We start from the raw sequence: 23,148 nt of genomic DNA, 5'->3' as shown, positions 1-23,148 counted from the left end.
CGTTTCATTTTCCTTTTGTTGATGGGTTTAGAAAGAATAAGAAATGTTCAGGCTGAAGGAAGTACCCACTTTGCGGAAGAAGGTGTCTTTGTCACCCACCCTTGTTTTGGATTTGCCGTCTTCCGATGTTTCCCAATACCCCTTTTCATATTTCCGGGAAAAACCATACTTCCACTCATAGATATCCGCCCATTCCGTAGCCGTGATAGCTGATCCGGGAAGACCTCTCCATTGTGGCTGCAACTGGTAAGTTTCGTCGCTGTTGATGTAAAAACGGTAAGGATTATCCAGCAGGTTGGTAATATTGAGGCGGGTCTGCAGCTTCTTATTCTTTAGGAAACGATAGCTCAGTTGCGCATCGAGCTGTCCGCGGGGACGTTCATATTCCACGATGTTGGGGGCTATACCAGTAGCAAAGGTTTTATACCCCATGTGATTAAAGGCCACGTTAGCGCCTAAACGATCGCCGGCGTATTGCAGGGCAATATTGTACAGTACGGGCACCTGGCCGTACAGGGGGCGTTTCTCCCGCAGCAGCTTTTTGGTACGGTACTCATACTGATTACCATATTTATCATCGGTCATCGCTTTACCCTGGTACGTGCTGGCCTGCACATCGGATGTTTGCAACGTCAGGTTAGCGCTCAGGTACAGGTCGTCCAGAAGTCCAGGTGCGGGTTCATAAAGCCAAAGCTTTTACGCAAGTCGAATTCCGTGCCTTTTACTTTTGCCCACTCAGAGTTTTGGGTAATCAGGTATATACGTCCGGTAGCATCGGGCTGGGTACGGTATTGTTCTACCGGTTTATCAAAATACTTATAAAAAGCACCAAAAGAAAGCACCTCGCCAGGCTTAGGATACCATTCGAAACGCAGGTCGTAATGATCGATCACGGTCGACAGTACGCCATCCGTACGACGGAAAGCGGCAATGGCCGGGTCGTAACGGATCATACGCGAGTTCTCGATCAGCGCCGGGCGAGTAACAGACTGTGCATAGGCCGCACGAATATTGACATCAGCACGCGGTGTGAGCGTAAGGCTGGCGGAAGGCAGGTAACGCCAGGCTTTCTCTTCCGTTTCCGGGTTTGCAAAGGGCGTTACAATTTTACCGGAAGCCGGGTCCACGAACCGCTGGCTTTCCTCCCGTTTGATCATGGCATCGATCGCCAGGTCGTTAGGGCCGCTCCGCAAGCGCTCGTACTGGTAGTATTCCGCCCGCAGGCCCCACACCAGCCGCATCCAGCTGGTGAAACGATTATCCATCATTCCGTAAACAGCATGGTTCAGGTTCCGGCCCTCATAACCGTTGCGGGAAAACGCCGCAGGATAATACATCAGGTCTTTTAACGGGTCGTTGAATGCAAAACTGTCCCCATTTCTGTAACGGCAGGTAATTATAAATGCTCCCTGTTGGCTGCACGGTACCGATTGGCAAAATCACCCAATCATACTCCCCTGCCGGTGTATGAACTGATAACCGGTTTTAAAAACCTGCTTCTGCTTTAATACCTTAAAGTTATAACTGATAGCCCCGTCAAGCGCCTGGTTAGTTTCTCCATACTTGTACTGCGAGCGGTTAAACGTACCCGCACCCGGGTTGGTAACGCCATTTACGATCACGTTGTAATGCTTGCCGTTGAGGGTGTTGTAAGTATTGAGCCATGCTTCTGTCGCATCCTGCTCCACGTTTTTAACCTTGTTGCGCGACACGCTCCAATCGAAACGGAAAGCCCCGAAAATATGCTCACCATTGATGCGGTTTTGCAACAGGTCAATAAACTTGGGACGATCATACTCCCGGATAGCCGGATCGTCTCCGCCTATATCATTTCCCCAGCCTACAATACGCGAGAACTGGTTGGCAAACATGCGGGAATAGAAATTACGGGCAGTAATCTTGTGATTTTTACCGGTCCACCCAACGTTTACAAGCGCACCCCAGCTGGTATTGAAATTATACTGGTTGGCATAAGTAGGGTTCTCCACTTTACCGGTAGCAACGTCCACACGGGTGTTGCCCAACTTCTCCCATTCACCCCGGCCAAAATTGGAGATATCATCCATGCTCTGTTCATTCCGGTAACTCAGCGAGCCTACAAAGCCGAAGCGGCTGTTTTTAAGTTGATATACACGCCCAAGGCTGAACTGGTAGGTTTGTCCGGGCAACGCAGTGTAGGTACGGGCGCCCAGACGCTCCAGGCCGCCGATCTTTTTGTTTTGCTCCGCTATCATCGCGGGCGTAACCGGCGTTACACCCGGCGTAGGCGTACCATATGGATTATTGGGCGTATAATTCTGCTGGCTGAAAGTAATCAGTTGGTCCGGAAAATGATCGCGGCCGCCATCATCAAAACCGAGGTAGTCATTTTTACCACGGCCATACCCGAGAAAATCTTTACCTGTTCTGCCGGTAATATATTTCACGCCCGCGCTGACTGTTATAAAATTCTCTTCCGGCACCGCGAGCGTATTGATTTGTACCAGTCCGCCACCGAAACCGAAACTCATATCAGGCGTAGAAGTTTTGTTCACCACTACATTATCGATCAGATTAGTTGGCACGATATCGAATTCAAAATCGCGGATCTGTACGTCGGTGCTGGGCAGCTGAGCGCCATCCATCATAGCAAGGTTGTACCGCTCGGCAATACCACGCACCACCACCCGGCGGCTATCGTTTGTGGATACGCCGGATATCCTTTTCAGTGTTTCGCCGATATTTTTGTCCGGCAGTGCAGCCATCTGTTCACGGCTGATACCGTTGGTAATACCTGCATCGTTCTTCTGACGCAAGTACAGCGCCGCGGTGCTTTCCGTTTTGTATTTTCCCGTTACCACCACCTGCTTCAGGCTGCTGGTAGCCACGCGCAGCACTACATCCAATTTGGTGGCGCGGTCTTCAGTTACCACCACTTCGGTGATGCGTTTCGTCTGGAAGGAGATGTAACTTACTTCTACAGTGTACGTGCCGGGCTGCAGCGATAGCTGGTACGAACCATCCGGGCCGCTTTGCGCTACCTGTCCCGTCTGCAACACCTTTATAGTTGCGCCGGGCAGTACTTCCTCCCTTTCATCAATAATTTTACCGCTGATCCGGCCGGGCTTAGCCTGCCGGCTTACAGAAATAAGACTTCCGACCGGCTTAAATACCAGGCGATGCTCCGCTGATAACTGGCGCAGTGTAGCGAGCAGGGTTTCATTTTGCACATTGATGCTAAACGGAGCCAGTTTCCCGATTTCCTGCGGATAGGCGAAAGAGAAGCCAGACTGCCGTTCCAGGGCATCCAGCACCTGGTCCAGGTGGGCGCCCTTAAAATTGATGGAAACCCTTACCTCGTCCATCCCCTGCGACTTTACCACTTCGGCTACACTCGTACCCGCCACCGTTAAAATAGTGACCAGTACTAAAAAGGCGAACCTCGTCATTGCACATAGGTGTTTAATTACATTCCTTTTTTTTCGTAGAATTGCACATAGCTTTTTTACATGATTTGTTGTACGCATTATCAATAGATCCAAAGGCTACCGAAGCGGAGGCCTCGACCCCTCCGCTTCTTTCCTTTTAAGATCCTTTCCTGTTGCTGATTTGTTGGCTTGGTTATAGGATCATATACAATTATTGTTTTTAGGCTTATTTGATCGTCACTTCTTTTCCGTTGATCTCGTATTGAAAGCCATCTCCGGCTATGCTGAGCGCCTCCATGATGTTTTTCAGCTTTTCGTTCTTCATCTTCAGCTTAAAGCGCTTTTGCAACAAGGCGGGATTCCCGAACACGAACTCTACACCATACCATCTTGAAAGGCGTTTCGTAATATTTTCCAGTGTTTCGTAGTTGAATACAAATGATCCTTTTTCCCAGGCCCTGCTGTCGGCAGCATCCACCGCAGCCACCTGTAACTGGCCCGAATGGCGGCCATAGATCAGTTCATGATCCGGCAGCAGGATACTGGCCGGCGCATTTTGTCCGGGGACAGTGACGCTTACCATGCCGGTAGCCACGGCTACCGCTATCGCTTCATCGTCATGGTAAGACCTGACATTAAAAGAAGTTCCTAACACCTGCACGCGCAGCTTATCCGTCGTCACAAAAACGGATGTTGCCCGTCTTGCTTTACTTCAAAGAAAGCTTCGCCCTCCAGGCTAACCGTTCTATTATCACCAGTGAATGCTTCGGGATATTGCAGCCGGCTTTCGGCGTTCAGGTACACCACCGTGCTGTCAGGTAGTAAAATCTTCAGCAGCTTTCCTGCCGTGGTGGCGCTTTCCAGCATAGCGACCGGCTTATCTGCCTTATGCATTTGATGCCAGCTATAACCGCCCACCGTAACGATCAATGCCGCCGCTGCCGCATACTTCAGGAGCGACACCACCCTGAACTTTTTACCCCGCAAAGGTTCCAGCCCCGCAACTTTGCGGTTGAATTTATCCTGCCATACCTGTAGCTGCGCCTCCGATACCGGCTCATCGTCTATGTCCATCCAGCGCTCATCGAGAATTTCTTCCATAAGCTGGTCAGCCCCCGGCTGTTCCAGAACTGGCGAACACGCTCCATTTCCATGGGCGTACAGCGGTTATCTATGAATTTTCTGAGAAGTGCTTTATCTACGGGATGTTCCATTCTTGTGCTTATACACTATACAACACAAAAAAACAGGCGCACCCCTAATACCCAATAAAAAATATTCAGGAAAGCAGCACAACGATCAGTATAATCGTCGGATCGGCAATGGTTTTCAATTTCTTGCGTAAAATAACGAGCGATGCACTCATGTGATGTTCCACCGTTCTCACAGACAGGTTTAGTCGGGTAGCTATTTCCGGGTAGGTGAGGTCCTCATCCCGGCTCATTTCGAACACCTTTTACGCTGAGGGCTCAACGCTTCCAGGTGCAGCTTATACTGATCATGTAGTTCTGTCGTAAGCATATCATGATCGGCGGAGCGGGTATCCGCATAGTCCAGGTTTTCACCAATACCCGTAGTTTCCAAAGCTTTTTTCCGCCAGTGATTGATCAGCGTATTTTTCATCGCCTTAAACAAATAAGGGCTGAGGCTGTCGGCCACGACGATACTGCCCCTGCGTTGCCAGAGGCTGAGCATAACGTCCATCACCAGTTCTTCGGCAACGAGGTTATCTTTAGTAAAGCTGAGGGTGTATTTATAAAGTTTGGAAAAATAGCGGCGGAACAATTCGTTAAAGGCGAGATGGTCTCCTTTATCGGATTGTTGTAAAAGTAAGCCGTCTGATAATTCTGTTACCTTTTGTGCCATTACCTGCGAAGTATTCGACGGCAACAAAATTAAAAGATGAATGTGATGCGAGTGTTAAGTAATTATTAAGCGTAAAAAACGGGGCTGTGAAAAGGGAAAAATTGCCTCGGGAATGTAAGGCATCAAAAGTTGATAGACACCTGTACACATTTTCACTATCTTACACGTGCCAAATACACCCATACCATGAAATACCCAATCCTGCTGCTGCTCGTCCTCATGGCGTGCAACCAGCCTTCTAACCCGGAAGACCGCATCATGGGCGCGCGAAAAGCCGCCATCTTCCGGAAGATTTTCTATGACGTCCCTACCCTCTTTGATCCTTCGCAACCGTTAGGTCACCCTATTAAAGTGGAAGAAATAGTCATTAAAGGTCCTTCGGATTATATCGATACGTTCTACTTCGAGTACTTCTACGAACAAGGCCGGCTTGTAAAAGTGACCGACAAAAAACGGGGCCGCCCCGATCATCTTATCACACTAAAATATGATGAGCTGAACCGGTTAACCCTCATCGACGAAACGGTAAATGGACGCCCGTTCGACAAAGACACATTTTATTTCCACGAAAAGGACATTTTCCAGGCAAGCCGCGACCGTTACATGGATGGCAAGCCGGAAGAGTGGGACATGTTTAAATATTACGGTAAAGATGATAGTTTGAAAATAGCTATGCGCGGCCAGGAAAAAGAGATGTGTTACTTCCGGGAATCGAACGACACCATGTATGTACATCGTGTCTGGCGTAATGATAAAGATATTCTTATGAGCGATCGCCTGGAAGCCTACGATAAGCAGAACAACCTCGTCCGCAGCACCGCCTATGAAAGCGGGAAAGTTGACCGCATCACCTGTTACACGTACGACCAATATGGCAACCAGCTTTCGCGGACATCGGAGGATGACAACAATATCATTGGCGGCAGCGCAGGCATTGTTGCCATCAGCACGCCTGATTCCTCCTATATCAATTACGTGTATGACAAGACCGGCAACTGGACAAGTAAAGAAGAAAAGTTTACGTCGTCTTACACATACATCGTCAAGCGGAAAATCACTTACGCAAAGGAACCGTAGACAAGGCCGGGAGCATGCTCCGGCCTTTGTGATCTATTCCGTCTTATGCTGCACAGTGTCCTTTTCAATAGTCGGGCCCGGCGTTTTGGTACTGTCCGGCTTATTATTAATAAGCGAGGTATCACTTTCCCGGGTACTGATCTCCGATGAATCCGGAACGCCGGGCGTATTCTGTGAATGCTGGTTACAGGCCGCCAGGGCCATAATGGAAAAGACTATTCCGAAGAGTGGAAGGTGTTTCATGACAGTAACATTTAGCCATACCAACACAAACATCAAACCGGAAAGAATTACAGCTGGGCTGCTTAAACGGTCGTGTCACATCCTGCCAGATTTCCCCGCGTCACAAAAAACTGCGCATCAGGCCTTTTTCTTCCATTTCAGGTAAAAACAAACCGGGTTCGCCTGCACTGTTTAAACTCCCGGTCGTTCCAGAATACCGGCCGTCAGTGGTCACCTGTTGGGGCTAAAACCGTATATTCATAGTACGAACCGGAAACCGCCAACATGAAAGTTATTATCTCCAACAAACATAACGAGCTTCTCTCCAGTACCGAAATGCCGGCATTGGGGCAGGTTTCCGGCCCGAACTACGAAGAAATCAGCTACCAAACCGACGAACCCTACTGGAAAAGTGAGGCCAGTGAAATCCGTTACGGCGGTACCCACATTGCCATGCACAACGTGAATATCCCGGAAGGGATACAGGTGCGCACGATAGATGCACCTAAAATGATCAGCCTGTTTTTGTGGAAAAAGGAACGATCACGACGCAAGCCAAACAGGCCTGGGAAATTTCGGCCATGCAGCATAACCTGCTCTTCAGCGCTTATTCCACCGACCTTACGCTTTTCGAAAAGCAGCAAAACCTGCGCCTGTCAATCATCAGCTTTACACCCGAACGGTTTTCGGCATTGGCGAATGGCGGTGGAAAATTTATGGAAACAATTGCAGACAGCGTGGCGTCGGGAAAGAGTTTTTCACTTTCCGAAGCAAAAAACTTTCGCGTAAGCATGCGGATGCTGGAATTGCTCCGCAGCTTCAAAAGCATTCCGTACCAGGCTTCCGCAAAACGTTTGCTCATCGAATCGAAAGTGCTTGAACTATTGGCATTGCAGTGCGAGCAGTTCGAAACTGAAGACAGCCTCGGCGGCGCCATCCGCCTTACCAGCGCAGACCTGCGGAAACTTTATGCTGTTCGCGACATGCTGCTGAACGATATTGCTTATACCCCTTCTTTATCTGAACTATCCCGGCTAAGCGGATTAAATGAATTCAAACTTAAAGCAGGTTTTAAACAGCTGTTTGGGTCCACAGTGTTCTCCTACCTGCGTAATGCCCGCATGGAGTATGCCTTGAAAGCACTTAAAAAAGATGACAAAAGTCTTACGGAAATAGCCTACGAATGCGGCTTTGCTACCCTTTCCCACTTCAGCGATCTCTTTAAAAGAAATACGGCGTAGCGCCCAAAAAAATGCGTTAATTATCCGTTTTACGAAAGTAATACTCCTTTTTGCGACAGTTGTTCCCGGCAGTGGCCCGCAATTTTGTGACATAAACAACCATCATGAGATTGAAACTATTTTTATGCGGGGCCGCCATGCTGATCATCACCAACCTGCGGGCGCAGGTGCGCGACGTTGCCCTATCCTACACCTATCACCCCGGATCAAAATACCTGCCACCGCTGGACAGCGCCGACCAGGAAGGCCGCACGCAGCACAATGAATTCAACTTTAATTCAAACCTTACCCTTCGCCAGCGTATAGACACCACAACAGGGAAGGTAAGCCTCCTCACCTCCTCGGTGTGGGTGCGATATTCGGTATTCCGGAGCAGCGGGTTTAACAAAACGATATTGCCTTCGGAGCTGCTCGCATCCAACCTGGGCTTACAATATTATGCCACCATCAATAACCGCTGGTCTTATGCGGCATTTGTGTCGGGCGGCTTAAATACAGGCTTTAAGGAGATAGATTTTAATGATATTTTCCTGACCGGCGGAGTCATATTCCTACGGCAGTTTTCTCCAAAATTCCGGTTGGGGATGGGTGTACTGGTGCACAATACCTTCGGCACGCCGCTGGTATGGCCAGCCATTACGGCCGACTGGCGATTTGGCAAGAAGTTTAAACTCGATATCCGTGTGCCGGACGAGGGGCCGGGTATTAATTATAAGATAGGCGTGTCGTACCAGCTAAACCAACGCTGGCACACGGAGTTCTCCTTTAAACCACACGCCCTTACTTACGACGTAAAACAAACGGATAAGATAGACAACAGGCTGATGAACTTCTGGCAATTGCCGTTCGGGCTTAGCCTGCATTCTAAGAGAGAGAAGATGGAATTTTTTGGCGGGGCCGGTTTTACAGCCCTGCGGAGGTTCGGATATGGGGAGAAAAAGTTATCGAAGATGTTCGCGAAGTATCCCTATTATGGCTTAGGCGCTAATCTTTTTTCAGTGCGGGCATTAAGATAAACTTACAGTAATACATTGGGAGCCTTCACTACGCGAGGCTTTCCGCTTTTCCAGCCAGGCGAGGGTAGCCTCCACTAACAACGCGATCGTATCTGTTTTACCTGCTTTAAAGGAGTGGTCTGCGCCTTCGATTTTCACCAACGTCGCCTTCTTTTTCAGCGATTGGGTCACCGATTCGATGAGTTCCCAGGTAGCCAGCGTATCCTTGGTGCCCTGTAAAAACAGCATCGGGACTTTCACCGTTTGCAGGTGCTCTGCCCGGTCCGTGCCCGGTTTGCCGGCAGGGTGTAATGGAAAGCCGAAGAATATCAGGCCTGCTACATCCTGGCGATGATTAGCCGCCAGGTATTGCGACGACATACGTCCGCCGAACGACTTTCCCGCCGCGAACAATGGCAGGGCAGGTTGTAACTCCTTTGCTTTATTGATAGCCGCTTCGATGGTCTGATGCGCGACCGTCGGCTGGTCCGGCCTGCCTTTTTTATTTTCGGCAAAAGGAAAATTGAAGCGCAGCGTTGCGATGCCGGCTTCCGCGAGGGCCGCCGATAACTTTTCCATGAACACATGTTCCATGCCCGCACCCGCACCATGCGCCAGGGTTAACTGGGCCTTGGCTTTCGGAGGAACAATGGCAATGCCGGATACATCGCCGATGGTAGGTGACACGTGGATCGTGATCTTTTTGGTACTCATCGTTTGTCATTTTTTCAAAGATAATATTGATATCACCGGCAACTTCCGCCAAATTGTTATCCAGTTGATGCCCGCGACCGTCGATCTTTCTGAAAACGGCCTGCGGAATGGCCGCTTCGTAAAGCGCCAGTGTTCGAACGGTACGATCTCATCTGCTGTGCCGTGATAGAAAAATACCGGGGCGGGTAATGGCCTTTTGTATGCGGCAGCATCGAGCGCCATATCCAGCTCCCATCCACCGGCGCCCACAAAGGGTGTGGCAATAAAAAACAGGCCGGTTATATGCCGATTGGGTTCATTTTCGAGCAGATACTTTAGTACGATAAAAGCACCAACAGAATGCGCTACTAACAACACCCCGCCCGAAATACCGGTTAGTTCCTCGGCTATAGCACTTTTCCAGCTGTCATAATCGGGATTGTCTTCGTCTGGCATTTTCGGATAAATGATATTACCCCTCTCCAGCCGGGAAGACAGGTCCTCTACCAGCCTGTGATCTTCTTCATAAGCACCTGCGCCGCCGCCCTGTATGAACAGTACTGTTGCTTCCGTCATTGGTCAGTTCTTTTTAATGGATACGTGGCTGCGCCGGGATCGTTCGTTTTTGCAGGATGCGGGCTAAGCGGGTCTCCATTTTCTTTTAAAGATAAGATTTCATCCGCTACCCAAAGTCGCGTAACTTTAAACATGAACTGGAAAAACGATATCACCCGCATTTTAGGTATCAATATCCGATCATACAGGCGCCCATGTTCGGTGTAGGCACACCCGCCATGGTGGCCGCTGCCGAAAAAGCAGGTACGCTCGGCTCACTGCCATTGGGCGATTTAACGTACGAGAAATGTGTGGATATTATCCGTGCTACGAAAGCGATCACCACACAACCTTTCGCGGCCAATATTTTTGTGTACGATACACCCGCACTTACCGATGAATTAAAACATCAATATAAAACCACCCGCAGCTTCCTCGAGCAACTGGCCGCGCAACACGGGCTGGAGGTGACACTACCGGATATAGAAAGTATTAAGGTGGCGGGCTACCGTGAACAGGTAGACGCGCTGATCGCAGAAAACTGCAGGATCGTGAGTTTCACCTTCGGCAACCTCGACGCAGAAAGCGTCCGGCGATTAAAACAAAACGGCGCCTGCCTGATCGGCACCTGCACCACCATAGAAGAAGCCCTCATTCTTGAACAATCCGGCATCGACTTAATTTGTGTACAAGGCATCGAAGCCGGCGGGCACCGCGGCACTTTTACACCGGGCGACATCCCATCCATCGGAGGCATGTCTTTATTATCGCAGGTATTTGACAAAGTGAAACGACCGCTGATATATGCCGGCGGCCTGTACGACGCTAAAACCATATTGGCGGCACGAACGCTGGGTGCGAAGGGTTTCCAGATCGGGAGCATGCTCCTCGGATCAACAGAAAGCGCCTTACAGGATTTCGAAAAACAACGGTTAAGACAGGCGCAGGAGCGCGATATCATTCTTACAAACAGCTTCTCCGGTCGCTATGCCCGCGGTCTGCGTAACATTTACACCGCAGCGGTAGACAACACGCCACACATCTTACCTTATCCTTATCAAAATAAATTAACAGGCCCGTTACGAACCGCCGCCAAAGCAAAGCAGAACGCAGGATTCGTGAGCATCTGGGCAGGACAATCACTCAACGGTTATCCGGCCATATCCACTACAGACATTCTTCAACAATTAATCGATCAACTTAACCAATCGCCCGTTTAAACGAACGAAAAAGATCATCATTACTCCGGTATAAAATCGTTTCATTCACCACGAAAGAAGTAAGTCCGGCCCGTATACCCTCCTCGCTCAACCGCTGCCGGAATGCGTCTGTGGCGATGCCGGATAACTCCATCTTATAATTGCTGCAGCCATTTTTATGCGGGTTGATGCGGATGCCTCTGAGTGTATTCAGCCGACTGATTAGCGCTTCTCCCTGCGTTTTCGCCTGTAACAACCGCTGTTCGAAGCCATCGAGGTGATGTAGTGCCATAGCGGCGTTGGTCCAGTTGTGGTACATCGAACCGCCGTGCATTTTCATGAGGACAGGCAGCTGATCTATCAATTCCGCTTTTCCACACAAGATGGCGCCAGCAGGAGCGCCGAGGTATTTATAAAGAGAAATGTAAAGCGTATCGGCCAGGGCAGCGTAATCCTTAATAGACTTGCCCGACCAGACCGCAGCCATGTACAACCGCGCCCCATCCATGTGTACAGGAATATTGTGCTCCCGGCAAAAATCACTCACCTGTTTCAGCTGATCGTACGCATCCACGCGGTTATCGCAACGCCGCACCGGTACTTCCAGCGCCAGTGCGCCGGCAAATGCTTACCAGATCGCAGCCAGACCGCCATCCACTGCCAGCTCCGCGCCATGGATGTAGCTTGCTTCCTGCGAAGCCGGGAACAATACAGCGTTCGCAATTTCAGCCGGCTCACCAAATCTCTTAAAAGGAATAGTCGGAATGATATGCGCGACCGCATGCTCAATCTCTGTCGGATTTAAACCCGTATTATTGAAAATATTGGTATTGATATACCCCGGGCTGATCCCGTTTACACGAATGCCTTTCGCCGTAAGATCGGCTGCAAATGTTTTGATGAACGACTGGATCGCGGCCTTCGCAGCGGTATACACGGAGAATGCCGTTATACCCGCAGCGGTTACCACCGAAGTATTCAGGATGATGGCGCTCCGTTGCTTCATCAGCGGTAATATTTGCTGCACTGTGAAGAAGCCTCCCTTCACCATCATATTAAACAGTTCATCGAAATGCGACTCATCTACCTGTTCCACGGAGCCAAAACCGGCCGTAACCGGCGTTTACGAACAGCACATCAACTACAGCCGTGTATTCCTTCACTTTATATTGAAGCTGCATCACATCGGCCATTTTGCCAGCATTGGACACAATTCCCGAAGCATTGGCACCAAGCTGCTGTACCGCCTTATTCACGGTTTCCGCACTGCGGCCGGTAATTATGACGCGTCCTCCTTCGTTGATGAACTGCTGTGCGGTGGCGAATCCCATACCATTGGTACCGCCTGTGATCAGGGCAACTTTGTCTTTAAATCTTTGCATCATTTTTATTTTTTACAAAGATGAAAAGTTGGGGGCAGCGCGGAAACCCGGAACTTGCGGAAAGCGTTAGGTGCGATGCTTCTGCCAGGGATCGCGGAATAACGTAACACAGGTCAGCATCAGCCGTAACGTTACCACATGGGGACGAACCGCCCCAATTCCCGGAAAGAACTCATGCTTGCCAACTCGCCCCCATGGCAAAGCGTTTCCAGGGTATAGTAGTTGATGCCAATACATAAACATTTCTTATGGGACTACTTGACGACAAACACGATGAAGGTAAAGTGACCGAGCTGATCGAAAATCAGACAGCTAAACTGCCCTCCGATACATTTTTAATTGCAGCCATTGGCGCAATCGGGCTTTCGGTAACAATGCACTGTTTGGGTAAAAAGCATTCCGGGTTATTCTTCGGGCAATGGGTAGCACCATTCCTGTTGTTAGGAGTGTATAACAAATTGGTAAAACAACACGGTAACGATTAACAGAAAGCCGGGCGAATTGCCCGGCTTTTTTATGCTCCTTTCATAGGAGGATTGGAAGGGATATCAGCCGCGCCTGTGATACAGTTCAAATAAGTAACCCAACGGCACTGAACAGCAGCCAATTGTTTGCGGACTAAACCCTATCTTTATTTAAAGAAAAGCCATGTCTGCCACTCACCCCGCCATCATACACCTCCTGTTACGCATGTCGCCCACGCACCGCGTAATGGCGGCCCTGCTCCCCGTCATCATTGCCTTCTTCGCCTTACGAACCGTTGATATTCAGCCGCTGGTATTTCCCATTTTGTTATGGGACATCTTCGCGATCTTTTACCTCGTGTTCACCTGGCTGATATTTTTTCACCGTGGCACCGAAGAAATCCGTAAAGTTGCACGTATCGACGATGGCAGCAGAATATTCATTTCGCTTATCGTCGTGCTGGCGTCCATGGCCAGTATGGTGACGGTGCTCTTATTAATACTCAGCAACGATGCGGGCAATGCATTCGTGTACATCCCGGTGGCTATTTGCGGCATCCTGGCTTCGTGGGGCATGGTACATACGACCTACACCGTGCATTACGCGCATCTTTATTATGATGATGACGAAAAAGACAGTACCCAGCATGCAGGTGGCCTCAATTTCCCGAAAGAAAAAAGCCGGATTACCCGGACTTTGCCTACTTCGCATTTGTAATCGGCATGACGTTCCGTGTCGGACGTGGAGATCGAATCGCGGCACATTCGTCGTGTGGCATTAGCGCATGGTTTATTGTCGTTTGTTTTAAACACGTTCATTGTTGCCCTCACCATTAACCTCATTGCGGGATTAAAAAATTAGATATACAACAAAATCGGTAGTCCCGCCATTGTTAATCGCCGGATAACGCTACACCTTTAGGGCTTAGCCGCATCGAACGGCATAAAGTATGCAGGAACCAGATATGAAAAAATACGACGCAATCATCATCGGCGCAGGCCAGGCGGGAGTTCCGCTGGCAAAGAAACTGGCGAAGGCTGGTAAACGAACGGCCATTATCGAAAAAAGATGGCTGGGCGGCACCTGTGTAAACGATGGCTGCACACCCAGTAAAACGCTCATCGGCGACGCGCGCCTCGCTTATGTAGCAAAACAGGCGCAACGTATCGGCTTGCGTGTAGAGGGCGAGGTAGACATTAATACGCTTCTTGACCGTAAAACGGAAATTGTGGAAAATGCGCGGACTGGTATTTACAAATCGATGCGTGATATTCCCAACCTGGACCTCATGATGGGCACCGCCACGTTTACGGGCGAAAAGGAATTGAGGGTAGATTACGTAAATGGGAATATGGAATTTGTGTCAGCTGACCTCGTATTTATTAACACCGGGGCCAGGCCGCAAATCCCCGACATTCCGGGCATCAGCGAAGCGGGATATCTTACATCCACGTCCATCATGGAATTGCGGAGCATACCCGAACATTTGGTGATACTGGGAGGCGGTTACATCGCTTTGGAATTTGCGCAATTATTCTGCCGTTTAGGCAGTAAAGTCACCATACTGGAAAAGGGAGAACGCATCTTAAGTAAAGAGGATGAAGATGTTGCGAAAGAAGTAGGCACGATATTAGAAGAAGATGGCGCCGGAGTCATTACTAATGTGCAGGTAGATAAAGTGGCGCGAACACCGGGCGGGCAGACTGTTATCTCTATCCATACCGATGGAGGAGAAGAGCAGCAAATTACTTGTTCTCATTGGCTCATTGCCGCCGGACGCGTCCCCAATACGGAAGAACTGAATCTCGCAAAGGCAGGGATTAAAACCGATGAAAAAGGTTATATTGTTACGAATGAACGCCTTCAAACCTCCGCAGCCGGAGTGTATGCCCTCGGTGATGTAAAAGGCGGACCGGCTTTTACACATGTCGCTTATCACGATCATTTAATTGTACTTAAAAATATACTGGAACAGGGTAACCTCAGCACCCATAATCGCATTATTCCTTATTGTATGTTTACCGATCCCGAACTGGGGCGCGTGGGCATGACAGAACAGGAAGCGAAAGAAAAAGGCTTCACCGTACAGGTAGCCAAACTGGAAATGAGCAACTCCGCCCGCGGCGTAGAAAGCGGGGAGACACGCGGTTTCATGAAAGCAATTGTAGATGCATATACGGGGCAAATACTCGGCGCATCCATTCTTGCCGTGAACGGCGGCGAAATTAGTTCTGTGTTGCAAATGGCCATGGTCGGGAATATTCCGTACGACGCCATCCGGAATATGATGTTCGCTCACCCCACGTTCTCCGAATCGCTGAATAATTTATTTATGACACTCGACAAATCCTGATATGATCGCGGCCCAACACCTGGTTAAGAAATTTGGGAACACCACGGCAGTAAACGATGTATCGTTTACGGTAGCCGAAGGTGAAAACCTGGTGTTGCTCGGTACCAGCGGTTGTGGAAAAACCACTACGCTGCGCATGCTCAACCGGCTCACTGAACCTGATAGCGGACGAATTACTATCCGCGGCAACGATGTAAAAAGCGAACCGCCGGAAATATTACGCCGCAGCATTGGTTATGTGATGCAGCAAAACGGGCTGTTCCCACATTACACCGTGGAGGAGAATATTGCCGTCGTACCCCATCTTTTAAAATGGGAGAAGGATAAGATTAAGGAGCGCGTGAAAACACTGCTCGCCAAATTGAACTTGTCGTACGAGCAGCACGGCCAGATGTTCCCACATGAATTAAGCGGGGACAACAACAGCGCGTAGGCCTGGCCCGCGCACTGGCCGCTGATCCGCCGGTATTGCTGATGGACGAGCCTTTTGGCGCACTCGACCCGATCAACCGGCAGAAAATAAGAAAGGACTTCAGCGAACTGGAGGAATTTAAGCGCAAAACCATTGTAATGGTCACGCACGACATCCGGGAAGCCTTTGAACTCGCCGACCGCATTTGCCTGATGGACCACGGACAAATAGTGCAGCTGGGCACGCCCGGCGAACTGCGCGACCATCCGGCCAACGATTTTGTAAGCACTTTTGTGAAAGGTCAATACGTATAATATGCCCATGCAAGGCTTTTGGGAATTCCTGCTGTCGCAGCAGGACAAACTGATCCGCCAGACGATATCGCACATCAGCCTCACGATTATTTCCGTGCTGGCCGCTATTGCAGTGGGGGTGCCGCTGGGCATTCTCGTAGCCCGCAGGAAAAAGCTTTCCGGCGCCGTGCTCGGTGTGGCCGGCGTACTGCAAACTATTCCAAGCATTGCCCTGCTAGGGTTCATGATCCCCTTGCTGGGCATTGGTCCCGCCCCGGCGATTACGGCACTTTTTCTATATGCGTTGCTGCCCATCATCCGGAATACTTTTACGGGTATTACCGGCGTAGATGCTACCGTAAAGGAAGCGGCGCGTGGCATGGGCATGAGTCAGCGCCAGATTTTATTTAAAGTAGAATTGCCGCTCGCTATGCCGGTAATGATCGCAGGCATCCGCACCGCGACGGTGATCAATGTTGGGGTAGCCACCCTGGCCGCTTACATTGCCGCAGGAGGTTTAGGAGAATTTATTTTCGGGGGATAGCGCTGAACAATACCCATATGATCCTGGCCGGCGCCATTCCCGCCGCCCTGCTCGCATTGTGCTTCGATTTTATTTTATCACGCGTACAAAAAGCCAACTGGCGAAAGTATAAGTTGAAACTTGGCCTTGGCGCCCTCATCGTATGCGTCGCCGCCGGTTTCGCCATGCTCCCCTCTGCTTCTGCAAAACTGCAGGCTGGCTTTACACCAGAGTTTATGGGCCGCATGGACGGCGACCTCGGGCTTAAAAAATACTACGGCCTGCAAATTCCCACCGTAGTGATCAGCGACGCTGTCATGTACCGTGCTATGTACGAAGGCAAACTCGACGTAGTGAGCGGCTACAGCACAGATGGCCGCATCCGCGCATTTGACCTGACTATTTTAGAAGACGATAAACACATCTTCCCCCATATTACTGCGCACCCCTCGTACGCCGCGAAACTTTACAGCAATACCCGGAACTTGCCCCTGCCCTGCAGTTGCTCAACGGCCGCATCAACGATTCGGTCATGACCTATTTAAACTACAAGGCCGATTACCTGCACCAGGCGCCGGAAAAGGTTGCAAAAGATTTTCTGCAGGAACAGGGACTGCTGAAACCATCGCGATATGGAAAAAGGGAGTGATACGCATCGGGTCAAAGATATTTACCGAACAATATATTCTTTGTGAGATGTATCGCCTGCTCATCGAAGGCAATACCGACCTCGCCGTATCCTCCAAAACAGGACTCGGCGGTACCAAAATCTGTTTCGACGCCCTGCGCAACGACCAGATCGATTTTTACCCGGAATACACCGGTACCGGTTTACTGGTGATTTTACAGCCCGCGGAGGAAGTTTCCGCCCGCGTGATGCGCGACAAAGACAGCACCTACGCCTTTGTAAAACAACAGTTTGAAGCGGAATACCAGCTGGAGTGGCTGCCACCCGTGGGCTTCAATAATGCCTATGCGTTAATGATGCGAAAAAACATGGCAGCACAATTGCAGCTTAATTCTATTTCGGACCTTACTCACTACCTGACCAAAAAACGGACACCATGAGCCTGACAGAAAAATATGCGAAAACACGGCAGCTGACCGAACAGATATGCGCGCCGCTGCACACCGAAGATTATGTGGTGCAGCCAGTGGCCGATGTAAGTCCGCCCAAATGGCACCTGGGACATACCACCTGGTTTTTTGAAACGCTCATCTTAAAGCCGTATCTGAAAAACTATGTAGAATACGACCCTAATTTCAACTTCGTATTCAATAGTTATTATGAAAGCCTGGGAGCCCGGGTAGTCCGGACCCAGCGCGGTAACCTGAGCCGGCCCACCGTGAACGAAATATATAAATACCGGGTGTATGTAGACGAATGCATGCAGCAATTGCTGGCCGGCCCCGTAGACACAGACCTGGAAGCCTTAATTATCCTGGGCTGCAATCACGAAGAGCAACACCAGGAATTATTATGGACAGATATTAAATACATTCTCGGGCATAATCCCTTGCTACCTGCATACCAGGACAGCCAGTACAGCGCCTGGGACACACCACCCGCCCCATCCTTCACGCACATTAAGGCGGGGCAGTACCAGATCGGGTTTACCGGGGAAGGCTTTTGTTATGATAATGAACTTAACCCGCACACCGTGTACTTGCAGGAAGCGCACATCAGCAACCAGCTGGTGACCAATGGCGAGTTCCTCGAATTTATTAACCTGGGTGGGTACAAACAATTTGAGCACTGGCATTCTGAAGGCTGGGACTGGGTGCGTAATAACGCGATCACTGCCCCCTGTACTGGTTGCAGGTAGACGGGCAATGGCAGCATTACACGCTGCATGGCTTGCGCCGCATCGATTTAAATGAGCCGGTAAGCCATATCAGTTATTACGAAGCCGCCGCCTTCGCCGCCTGGAAAGGCATGCGCCTGCCCACGGAATTTGAGTGGGAAGCAGCATCCGGCCAATTCAGCTGGGGCCAGCGCTGGGAATGGACGGAGAGCGCATACCTGCCATACCCGGGCTTCCAGCGTGTACCCGGACCAGTGGGCGAATACAATGGCAAATTCATGGTGAACCAGAAAGTATTGCGCGGCGCGTCCGCATTTACGCCACCGGACACAGCCGTCATACTTACCGTAATTTTTTCCATCCACACGTCCGCTGGCAACTCACCGGCATCCGGCTTGTGCGATAACCTAAACTATTGCTTTATGAAAACACTTACTGTACCACAGCCGCCTGTCGCCCGCAAACACGTGAATAATTTTTACCGCGATGTGGTGAATGGCTTGCTTGCAGAGCATAAACATCTCGATTCCAAATATTTTTACGATGCCGCCGGTGATGCGCTTTTCCAGCAGATCATGCAGGCGCCGGAGTATTACCTGACCGGTTGTGAGCTGGAGATTTTACAGGAACAGAGCCGCGATATCGCGCTTGCACTCTGTGCTCTCTGCTCCTCGTTCGACGTGGTGGAGCTGGGCGCCGGCGATGCCAGCAAAACCAGTATCCTCCTGAAAGAAATATTGGAGATGGGATTGGACTACACCTACTTCCCGATCGATATTTCCGGCAGCATGATCAATTATCTCGAGCGCACTTTGCCCCGGCAGTTACCAGGTTTAAAAGTAAAAGGCCTGAACGGCGAATACATCGACATGCTGAAAGCCAGTGCCGACCTTACGCCCAAACGCCGCGTGGTATTGTTCATGGGCGCCAGCATCGGGAATGTACCACCACAGGAAGCAGCGGCTTTTCTAAAGAAGATAAGGGAACAGTTACATCCCGGCGATATACTGATTACCGGCTTCGATTTAAAAAAGCATCCGGCTACCGTACTGGCAGCATACAATGACGCGGCCGGCATTACGCGTGAATTTAACCTGAACCTCCTCCGGCGTATTAACCACGAGCTGGGTGCTAATTTCGATACGGAAAAGTTTGAGCACTATCCAACGTACGATCCCGGTACGGGCAGCTGTAAAAGTTACCTGGTAAGCCTGGAGGAACAGGAAGTACAAATGGGCGACGCCCTGATTCATTTTGCAAAAGATGAAGCTATTTATATGGAAATATCCCAAAAATACAGCGCCGCCGAAATCGACCGGCTGGCGCAGACTTCCGGCTTCCGTTGCGTGCGGCAGTTCACCGATAGTAAAGATTGGTTCGTGGACGCCATGTGGCAATGCGCTTAATTTTGTTATCTTAATTGCATGAAGATCACCTTTTTCTCGACCCAGCCCTACGACAAAACATTTTTTGATGCCCGCAACCAGGACTTCGGCTACACACTGTCGTACCAGGATACGCAACTGAACCCGCAAACCGTATCCCTCGCAGAAGGCAGCGAAGTGGTATGCGTATTTGTAAACGACAAAGTGGACGAAACCGTGATTAAAGCACTGGCCGCCGGCGGAACTAAAATCATCGCACTGCGCTGTGCCGGTTTTAATAATGTGAACCTGGAAGAGGCCAAAGCTCAGGGGATGCGCGTATGCCGCGTGCCCGCTTATTCACCCGAAGCGGTGGCCGAACATGCGCTCGCGATGATCCTTACGCTGAACCGGAAGATCCATAAGGCGTATAACCGTGTGCGCGAGCAGAACTTTTCGTTGAACGGGCTGCTGGGATTCGATCTGCACGGAAAAACAGTGGGCATTGTGGGTACAGGCAACATCGGGAAAGCCTTTGCCCGCCTGCTGAGCGGCTTCGGTTGCAAGGTGCTTGCCTACGACATTGCCGCCGATCCAACGCTCGTAAACAACGGCGTGCATTATGTTCCGTTAGATACATTGATGGCCGAATCGGATATCATTTCGCTGCATTGCCCGCTGAACGAGCATACCCGTCATCTTATCAATAAAGAAAGACTGGCAGGCGTGAAAAAGGCGTGATGCTGATTAATACCAGCCGCGGCGGATTAGTTTGCACACAGGATGTGATCGATGCGCTGAAATCCGGCATCGTCGGGTATTTGGGCATTGATGTGTACGAGCAGGAGGAGAAGCTTTTCTTCCGCGACCTGTCCGAGGATATTATCCAGGATGACCAGATCCAGCGGCTAATGAGTTTCCCGAATGTGCTGGTCACGGCGCACCAGGCGTTTTTACGCACGAAGCGCTGGAGCAGATCGCGAATACGACCTTGCAGAATATTAAAGGAATTGAGAGCGGCGAGCCCTTGAACGCCGCTGCTGCCCTGGTCTAAAAAATTATTTTTCTAAAGGTCAGGTTGATCCTGCCCTCCTTTACCCGCGCTGTTTTGGGCAGCGCATGCTCCCAGTAATGCTGGGTTGCGCCCGTCATCAGTAACAGGCTGCCATGCGTCAGCTCTATATTGATGACGGGCGTTTTCTTTTCATAATGACGCAGCTTGAAAATGCGCGGCGCACCAAAACTCACCGATGCGATTACCGGGTTTACACCCAACTGTTTTTCATTATCCCGGTGCCAGCCCATACTATCCTGTCCGTCGCGGTAATAATTAAGGAGGGCACTGGTAAATTGCGCCTCCGCTACCTTTTCTATAGTTGATTTGATGGCCGTCAATACCGGATTCCAGGCCTGCGGTTGCATAGTAATGCCGGAATAGGTGTAGCTTTTATCGGTATCTCCGTACCAGGCAGTGAGCCGCGGTTGCATCACCTCTTTCCCGAATATTTTGATCGGCTCCTGTTTCCACTGAGTTTCCTGCTGCAGACGGATGAAATAGTCGTTGCTTTCGGGCCGACTAAAGCATTGGGGAAATAAATAGGCTTCTCCCTGGAAAGGCAGCAGGTTGAGTTTTTCCATGATCATATTAGAAATCAATTCGCCGTATTCAACATCCACCTAATTCCATATTTGTCAGTGAAGTTACCATGGTAATCACCCCAGAACTGTTTTTTAAAGGGAATATGTACATGCCCTCCGGCAGACAATGCGTCAAAAATCCTCTGCCCTTCTTCGGGTGTAGCGTAGGAAAGCGAAAGGGCAACATCGGCACTGGTACCATGGGCAGTTTTGCCGGGCATGATATCGCTCGCGAAGATGGTTATCGTATCATTATGGAAACGCGCGTGCAGGATCTTATTACGATACTCCTCCGGGGCATTCATCGCCGGGTTATCGTAACGGGTCACAATTTCGACAGTACCGCCGAAAACACTCTTGTAAAACTCCAGCGTTCTTCGCACTGTCCGTTGTAAGTAATGTAGGGGATGATTTGTTGAGTTGCCATAATATACGATTTACGGCAATTTACAACAATTTACTGCGCGGCGTAATGCCAGCAGCAGGCCCCGCCGATCAATGCCGCAGCTTCGCCCAACGCAGCTTTGCGCAACTCCACGCCATTAAACAATTCGCCCACTTCGCGCCGTAACCCCGCCTCGAAAATTGGCAAAGCATTGGCAATATTGCCCCCTACGACTAATACCTGCGGACGGTCCAACTGTATAAAATGACGTAGAAATACGCCTAGGTGCTGCTCGAATTCTTCGAACACCTGTGTGGCCGCGGGGTCGGTGCCCACTGCATCGGCGATAGCGCGCACATCGGTGGCTATTTTACCGGTTAACTCCTTATATCTTCCCAAAAAGAAACGGATAGAAGTATAATCCTCGGCCATCCCGTCCAGGTAGGGAGTTACGCTCAGTTCCGCATCGCTGGTAACACCATTGCGGCTGCGTGCAGAGCCAATCCCCGTACCCGTGGTAATGCCAATGGCGGGATTAAAACCTTTAGCCGCACCGCTCAGCACCTCGCCTTCGAGAAATGCTTCCGCGTCGTTGCGCATTAATATATAGGTGGATGGAATGCCTGCCGCTTCCGCCAGCATATCGCCAACGGGAAGTTTATAAAGGGCTTCATACTTATGAAATTCTTTGGCAATCAGGCTGATACCCTTCTGATAATCAAAGGGCCCGGGCATCGCAATACCAATCCGGGAAGAAGCAATACCCGCCTTTTGCCACACCTCGCGGACCGCCTGCGACCAGGTAGCCATAATCTCGGCTGCCGGCGCGTGGCTATCAACCCGAAGGCGTACCATTGTGCTTTCGTCCGGGCGGTACGACTGAATATTTACCATGCCCGCCGTAATGTGCGAGCCACCGATATCGATGCCTAAAATCTGCTGATCGTGAGTTTGCATCCTGTAATATACACATTACGGACGCAACACCGGCACTGCTGCCGAAGATGCACGCACCACCAGCGATACAGGCAGGATGGTCGTGGTTTTATCCGTGGGCTCGCCCTTTTCCAGGCAGGCGATAAGCTGCCGGATTACTGCTTCTGCGATGGTCTGCACCGGCTGCGCCACGGCAGTAATAGCAGGCGAAAAAACTGGAAATGCGGGTGATCGTCGAAACTTACCACGGCAAAGTCGTCCGGGGCGCGTAATTGAAGATCGGCCATCGCTTCCAGGCCGGCGAGGGTGAGGTAACTGGTGGTAAACAGCACGGCGT

General features: G+C 50.4%; 31 protein-coding genes and 3 pseudogenes. 16 read left to right on the top strand and 18 right to left on the bottom strand.

The window, feature by feature from the left end:
• Positions 1 to 27: 27 nt before the first annotated feature.
• The 7 genes from MKQ70_RS32935 to MKQ70_RS32905 form a co-directional block, all read right to left on the bottom strand.
• Complete coding sequence (locus tag MKQ70_RS32935) at positions 28 to 615, bottom strand: hypothetical protein (protein ID WP_248079325.1); 588 nt, start codon at positions 613 to 615, stop codon at positions 28 to 30.
• A gap of 29 nt (positions 616 to 644) precedes the next feature.
• A complete protein-coding gene (locus tag MKQ70_RS32930) occupies positions 645 to 1,337 on the bottom strand; it encodes a TonB-dependent receptor domain-containing protein (RefSeq protein WP_248079322.1) in 693 nt (230 codons plus the stop codon).
• Positions 1,338 to 1,439: 102 nt separating this feature from the next.
• Positions 1,440 to 3,428: a TonB-dependent receptor gene (locus MKQ70_RS32925; protein ID WP_248079320.1), complete on the bottom strand. Its 1,989-nt coding sequence runs from the start codon at positions 3,426 to 3,428 to the stop codon at positions 1,440 to 1,442.
• A 205-nt stretch (positions 3,429 to 3,633) separates the two neighbouring features.
• A complete protein-coding gene (locus MKQ70_RS32920; protein ID WP_248079318.1) occupies positions 3,634 to 4,089 on the bottom strand; it encodes a FecR family protein in 456 nt (151 codons plus the stop codon).
• Complete coding sequence (locus MKQ70_RS32915; protein WP_248079316.1) at positions 4,086 to 4,508, bottom strand: FecR domain-containing protein; 423 nt, start codon at positions 4,506 to 4,508, stop codon at positions 4,086 to 4,088. Before MKQ70_RS32915 ends, MKQ70_RS32920 begins: the two co-directional genes overlap by 4 nt.
• Before the next feature lie 178 nt (positions 4,509 to 4,686).
• Positions 4,687 to 4,851 (bottom strand): sigma factor-like helix-turn-helix DNA-binding protein, encoded by a 165-nt coding sequence (locus MKQ70_RS32910; RefSeq protein ID WP_248079314.1) that lies wholly within the window; start codon positions 4,849 to 4,851, stop codon positions 4,687 to 4,689.
• On the bottom strand, positions 4,848 to 5,273 hold the full coding sequence (locus MKQ70_RS32905; protein ID WP_248079312.1) for an RNA polymerase sigma factor: 426 nt from the start codon (positions 5,271 to 5,273) through the stop codon (positions 4,848 to 4,850). The genes MKQ70_RS32910 and MKQ70_RS32905 overlap by 4 nt, the downstream gene beginning before the upstream one ends.
• A 186-nt stretch (positions 5,274 to 5,459) precedes the next feature.
• Between MKQ70_RS32905 and MKQ70_RS32900 the strand changes: the two genes are divergently transcribed.
• Positions 5,460 to 6,350: a hypothetical protein gene (locus tag MKQ70_RS32900; protein ID WP_248079310.1), complete on the top strand. Its 891-nt coding sequence runs from the start codon at positions 5,460 to 5,462 to the stop codon at positions 6,348 to 6,350.
• A 33-nt stretch (positions 6,351 to 6,383) separates the two neighbouring features.
• Here MKQ70_RS32900 and MKQ70_RS32895 read toward each other — a convergent pair whose 3' ends face one another.
• Positions 6,384 to 6,593 carry a hypothetical protein gene (locus MKQ70_RS32895; RefSeq protein WP_248079308.1) on the bottom strand — a complete coding sequence of 70 codons (210 nt, stop codon included), beginning with the start codon at positions 6,591 to 6,593 and terminating at the stop codon, positions 6,384 to 6,386.
• A 506-nt stretch (positions 6,594 to 7,099) separates the two neighbouring features.
• Here MKQ70_RS32895 and MKQ70_RS41700 point away from each other — a divergent pair.
• Positions 7,100 to 7,813 carry an AraC family transcriptional regulator gene (locus tag MKQ70_RS41700; protein WP_248079306.1) on the top strand — a complete coding sequence of 238 codons (714 nt, stop codon included), beginning with the start codon at positions 7,100 to 7,102 and terminating at the stop codon, positions 7,811 to 7,813.
• Between the two features lie 104 nt (positions 7,814 to 7,917).
• Positions 7,918 to 8,829, top strand: coding sequence for a DUF6268 family outer membrane beta-barrel protein (locus MKQ70_RS32885; protein ID WP_248079303.1), 912 nt, complete (start codon positions 7,918 to 7,920; stop codon positions 8,827 to 8,829).
• Here MKQ70_RS32885 and MKQ70_RS32880 read toward each other — a convergent pair.
• Together MKQ70_RS32880 and MKQ70_RS32875 are read right to left on the bottom strand one after the other, a co-directional pair.
• Positions 8,821 to 9,522, bottom strand: coding sequence for an alpha/beta hydrolase family protein (locus MKQ70_RS32880; protein ID WP_248079301.1), 702 nt, complete (start codon positions 9,520 to 9,522; stop codon positions 8,821 to 8,823). The genes MKQ70_RS32885 and MKQ70_RS32880 overlap by 9 nt on opposite strands.
• A gap of 6 nt (positions 9,523 to 9,528) precedes the next feature.
• Positions 9,529 to 10,077 (bottom strand): alpha/beta fold hydrolase, encoded by a 549-nt coding sequence (locus tag MKQ70_RS32875; RefSeq protein ID WP_248079299.1) that lies wholly within the window; start codon positions 10,075 to 10,077, stop codon positions 9,529 to 9,531.
• A gap of 101 nt (positions 10,078 to 10,178) precedes the next feature.
• On the opposite strand from MKQ70_RS32875, the gene MKQ70_RS32870 reads away from it, so the two are divergent.
• Entirely contained in the window at positions 10,179 to 11,276 is a 1,098-nt protein-coding gene (locus tag MKQ70_RS32870) for an NAD(P)H-dependent flavin oxidoreductase (protein ID WP_308199582.1), read from the top strand.
• On the opposite strand, the gene MKQ70_RS32865 is transcribed toward MKQ70_RS32870, so the two are convergent.
• The 3 genes from MKQ70_RS32865 to MKQ70_RS40305 are packed head-to-tail and all read right to left on the bottom strand — an operon-like array spanning position 11,257 to position 12,640.
• Positions 11,257 to 11,850, bottom strand: coding sequence for a beta-eliminating lyase-related protein (locus tag MKQ70_RS32865; RefSeq protein ID WP_248079295.1), 594 nt, complete (start codon positions 11,848 to 11,850; stop codon positions 11,257 to 11,259). The genes MKQ70_RS32870 and MKQ70_RS32865 overlap by 20 nt on opposite strands.
• Positions 11,851 to 11,883: 33 nt before the next feature.
• The gene (locus tag MKQ70_RS40310; protein ID WP_308199299.1) at positions 11,884 to 12,351 is read right to left on the bottom strand and encodes an SDR family oxidoreductase; all 468 of its coding nucleotides are present in this window, start codon (positions 12,349 to 12,351) and stop codon (positions 11,884 to 11,886) included.
• A complete protein-coding gene (locus MKQ70_RS40305; RefSeq protein WP_282456929.1) occupies positions 12,335 to 12,640 on the bottom strand; it encodes an SDR family NAD(P)-dependent oxidoreductase in 306 nt (101 codons plus the stop codon). The genes MKQ70_RS40310 and MKQ70_RS40305 overlap by 17 nt, the downstream gene beginning before the upstream one ends.
• Positions 12,641 to 12,885: 245 nt before the next feature.
• On the opposite strand from MKQ70_RS40305, the gene MKQ70_RS32855 reads away from it, so the two are divergent.
• From MKQ70_RS32855 to MKQ70_RS32800, 12 genes and pseudogenes are all read left to right on the top strand, one after another.
• Positions 12,886 to 13,122, top strand: a complete 237-nt coding sequence (locus MKQ70_RS32855) for a hypothetical protein (RefSeq protein WP_248079292.1) — start codon at positions 12,886 to 12,888, stop codon at positions 13,120 to 13,122.
• A 163-nt stretch (positions 13,123 to 13,285) separates the two neighbouring features.
• Positions 13,286 to 13,963 (top strand): annotated as a pseudogene (locus MKQ70_RS32850) (DUF1345 domain-containing protein).
• Positions 13,964 to 14,066: 103 nt separating this feature from the next.
• Positions 14,067 to 15,455 (top strand): mercuric reductase, encoded by a 1,389-nt coding sequence (locus MKQ70_RS32845; RefSeq protein WP_248079290.1) that lies wholly within the window; start codon positions 14,067 to 14,069, stop codon positions 15,453 to 15,455.
• A gap of 1 nt (position 15,456) precedes the next feature.
• A pseudogene (locus tag MKQ70_RS32840) lies at positions 15,457 to 15,884 on the top strand (ATP-binding cassette domain-containing protein); the annotation flags it as partial.
• Between the two features lie 45 nt (positions 15,885 to 15,929).
• Complete coding sequence (locus MKQ70_RS32835; protein WP_248079285.1) at positions 15,930 to 16,181, top strand: ATP-binding cassette domain-containing protein; 252 nt, start codon at positions 15,930 to 15,932, stop codon at positions 16,179 to 16,181.
• A gap of 1 nt (position 16,182) precedes the next feature.
• Entirely contained in the window at positions 16,183 to 16,704 is a 522-nt protein-coding gene (locus tag MKQ70_RS32830) for an ABC transporter permease (RefSeq protein WP_248079282.1), read from the top strand.
• Positions 16,705 to 16,721: 17 nt separating this feature from the next.
• On the top strand, positions 16,722 to 17,219 hold the full coding sequence (locus MKQ70_RS41695; protein ID WP_308199297.1) for a glycine betaine ABC transporter substrate-binding protein: 498 nt from the start codon (positions 16,722 to 16,724) through the stop codon (positions 17,217 to 17,219).
• Entirely contained in the window at positions 17,186 to 17,332 is a 147-nt protein-coding gene (locus tag MKQ70_RS32820; protein WP_372490052.1) for a hypothetical protein, read from the top strand. Before MKQ70_RS41695 ends, MKQ70_RS32820 begins: the two co-directional genes overlap by 34 nt.
• The gene (locus MKQ70_RS32815) at positions 17,329 to 17,751 is read left to right on the top strand and encodes a glycine betaine ABC transporter substrate-binding protein (protein WP_308199296.1); all 423 of its coding nucleotides are present in this window, start codon (positions 17,329 to 17,331) and stop codon (positions 17,749 to 17,751) included. The genes MKQ70_RS32820 and MKQ70_RS32815 overlap by 4 nt, the downstream gene beginning before the upstream one ends.
• On the top strand, positions 17,748 to 18,509 hold the full coding sequence (locus MKQ70_RS32810; protein WP_282456928.1) for a DinB family protein: 762 nt from the start codon (positions 17,748 to 17,750) through the stop codon (positions 18,507 to 18,509). The genes MKQ70_RS32815 and MKQ70_RS32810 overlap by 4 nt, the downstream gene beginning before the upstream one ends.
• Positions 18,500 to 19,894: an L-histidine N(alpha)-methyltransferase gene (gene egtD / locus MKQ70_RS32805; protein WP_282456927.1), complete on the top strand. Its 1,395-nt coding sequence runs from the start codon at positions 18,500 to 18,502 to the stop codon at positions 19,892 to 19,894. Before MKQ70_RS32810 ends, egtD begins: the two co-directional genes overlap by 10 nt.
• 18 nt (positions 19,895 to 19,912) lie before the next feature.
• Positions 19,913 to 20,883: pseudogene (locus tag MKQ70_RS32800) on the top strand (2-hydroxyacid dehydrogenase).
• Between the two features lie 19 nt (positions 20,884 to 20,902).
• On the opposite strand, the gene MKQ70_RS32795 reads toward MKQ70_RS32800, so the two are convergent.
• The 5 genes from MKQ70_RS32795 to MKQ70_RS32775 all read right to left on the bottom strand — a co-directional run bounded on the left by MKQ70_RS32795 (position 20,903) and on the right by MKQ70_RS32775 (position 23,143).
• Positions 20,903 to 21,490, bottom strand: a complete 588-nt coding sequence (locus MKQ70_RS32795; RefSeq protein ID WP_248079278.1) for an alpha-ketoglutarate-dependent dioxygenase AlkB family protein — start codon at positions 21,488 to 21,490, stop codon at positions 20,903 to 20,905.
• A 14-nt stretch (positions 21,491 to 21,504) separates the two neighbouring features.
• On the bottom strand, positions 21,505 to 21,873 hold the full coding sequence (locus MKQ70_RS32790) for a VOC family protein (RefSeq protein ID WP_248079276.1): 369 nt from the start codon (positions 21,871 to 21,873) through the stop codon (positions 21,505 to 21,507).
• 74 nt (positions 21,874 to 21,947) lie between these two features.
• Positions 21,948 to 22,832, bottom strand: a complete 885-nt coding sequence (locus MKQ70_RS32785; protein WP_248079274.1) for an ROK family protein — start codon at positions 22,830 to 22,832, stop codon at positions 21,948 to 21,950.
• A 15-nt stretch (positions 22,833 to 22,847) separates the two neighbouring features.
• Positions 22,848 to 22,991 (bottom strand): hypothetical protein, encoded by a 144-nt coding sequence (locus tag MKQ70_RS32780; RefSeq protein ID WP_248079272.1) that lies wholly within the window; start codon positions 22,989 to 22,991, stop codon positions 22,848 to 22,850.
• Complete coding sequence (locus MKQ70_RS32775) at positions 22,967 to 23,143, bottom strand: hypothetical protein (RefSeq protein ID WP_248079270.1); 177 nt, start codon at positions 23,141 to 23,143, stop codon at positions 22,967 to 22,969. The genes MKQ70_RS32780 and MKQ70_RS32775 overlap by 25 nt, the downstream gene beginning before the upstream one ends.
• Positions 23,144 to 23,148: the final 5 nt, after the last annotated feature.

The organism is Chitinophaga sedimenti (assembly GCF_023156195.1).
Taxonomy (GTDB): domain Bacteria; phylum Bacteroidota; class Bacteroidia; order Chitinophagales; family Chitinophagaceae; genus Chitinophaga; species Chitinophaga sedimenti.
Note: the sequence above shows the minus strand (reverse complement) of the source record. Positions and strands in the feature narration are given on the sequence as shown.

What these genes read in the sequence shown, in the direction of transcription:
- MKQ70_RS32930 (WP_248079322.1), bottom strand. Translation starts at nt 1,337, where the DNA reads ATGTATTATCCTGCGGCGTTTTCCCGCAACGGTTATGAGGGCCGGAAC.
- MKQ70_RS32925 (WP_248079320.1), bottom strand. Translation starts at nt 3,428, where the DNA reads ATGACGAGGTTCGCCTTTTTAGTACTGGTCACTATTTTAACGGTGGCG.
- MKQ70_RS32915 (WP_248079316.1), bottom strand. Translation starts at nt 4,508, where the DNA reads ATGGAAGAAATTCTCGATGAGCGCTGGATGGACATAGACGATGAGCCG.
- MKQ70_RS32910 (WP_248079314.1), bottom strand. Translation starts at nt 4,851, where the DNA reads ATGAGCCGGGATGAGGACCTCACCTACCCGGAAATAGCTACCCGACTA.
- MKQ70_RS32905 (WP_248079312.1), bottom strand. Translation starts at nt 5,273, where the DNA reads ATGGCACAAAAGGTAACAGAATTATCAGACGGCTTACTTTTACAACAA.
- MKQ70_RS32900 (WP_248079310.1), top strand. Translation starts at nt 5,460, where the DNA reads ATGAAATACCCAATCCTGCTGCTGCTCGTCCTCATGGCGTGCAACCAG.
- MKQ70_RS32895 (WP_248079308.1), bottom strand. Translation starts at nt 6,593, where the DNA reads ATGAAACACCTTCCACTCTTCGGAATAGTCTTTTCCATTATGGCCCTG.
- MKQ70_RS32885 (WP_248079303.1), top strand. Translation starts at nt 7,918, where the DNA reads ATGAGATTGAAACTATTTTTATGCGGGGCCGCCATGCTGATCATCACC.
- MKQ70_RS32880 (WP_248079301.1), bottom strand. Translation starts at nt 9,522, where the DNA reads ATGAGTACCAAAAAGATCACGATCCACGTGTCACCTACCATCGGCGAT.
- MKQ70_RS32875 (WP_248079299.1), bottom strand. Translation starts at nt 10,077, where the DNA reads ATGACGGAAGCAACAGTACTGTTCATACAGGGCGGCGGCGCAGGTGCT.
- MKQ70_RS40305 (WP_282456929.1), bottom strand. Translation starts at nt 12,640, where the DNA reads ATGATGCAAAGATTTAAAGACAAAGTTGCCCTGATCACAGGCGGTACC.
- MKQ70_RS32855 (WP_248079292.1), top strand. Translation starts at nt 12,886, where the DNA reads ATGGGACTACTTGACGACAAACACGATGAAGGTAAAGTGACCGAGCTG.
- MKQ70_RS32845 (WP_248079290.1), top strand. Translation starts at nt 14,067, where the DNA reads ATGAAAAAATACGACGCAATCATCATCGGCGCAGGCCAGGCGGGAGTT.
- MKQ70_RS32835 (WP_248079285.1), top strand. Translation starts at nt 15,930, where the DNA reads ATGGACGAGCCTTTTGGCGCACTCGACCCGATCAACCGGCAGAAAATA.
- MKQ70_RS32830 (WP_248079282.1), top strand. Translation starts at nt 16,183, where the DNA reads ATGCCCATGCAAGGCTTTTGGGAATTCCTGCTGTCGCAGCAGGACAAA.
- MKQ70_RS41695 (WP_308199297.1), top strand. Translation starts at nt 16,722, where the DNA reads ATGATCCTGGCCGGCGCCATTCCCGCCGCCCTGCTCGCATTGTGCTTC.
- MKQ70_RS32810 (WP_282456928.1), top strand. Translation starts at nt 17,748, where the DNA reads ATGAGCCTGACAGAAAAATATGCGAAAACACGGCAGCTGACCGAACAG.
- MKQ70_RS32795 (WP_248079278.1), bottom strand. Translation starts at nt 21,490, where the DNA reads ATGGAAAAACTCAACCTGCTGCCTTTCCAGGGAGAAGCCTATTTATTT.
- MKQ70_RS32785 (WP_248079274.1), bottom strand. Translation starts at nt 22,832, where the DNA reads ATGCAAACTCACGATCAGCAGATTTTAGGCATCGATATCGGTGGCTCG.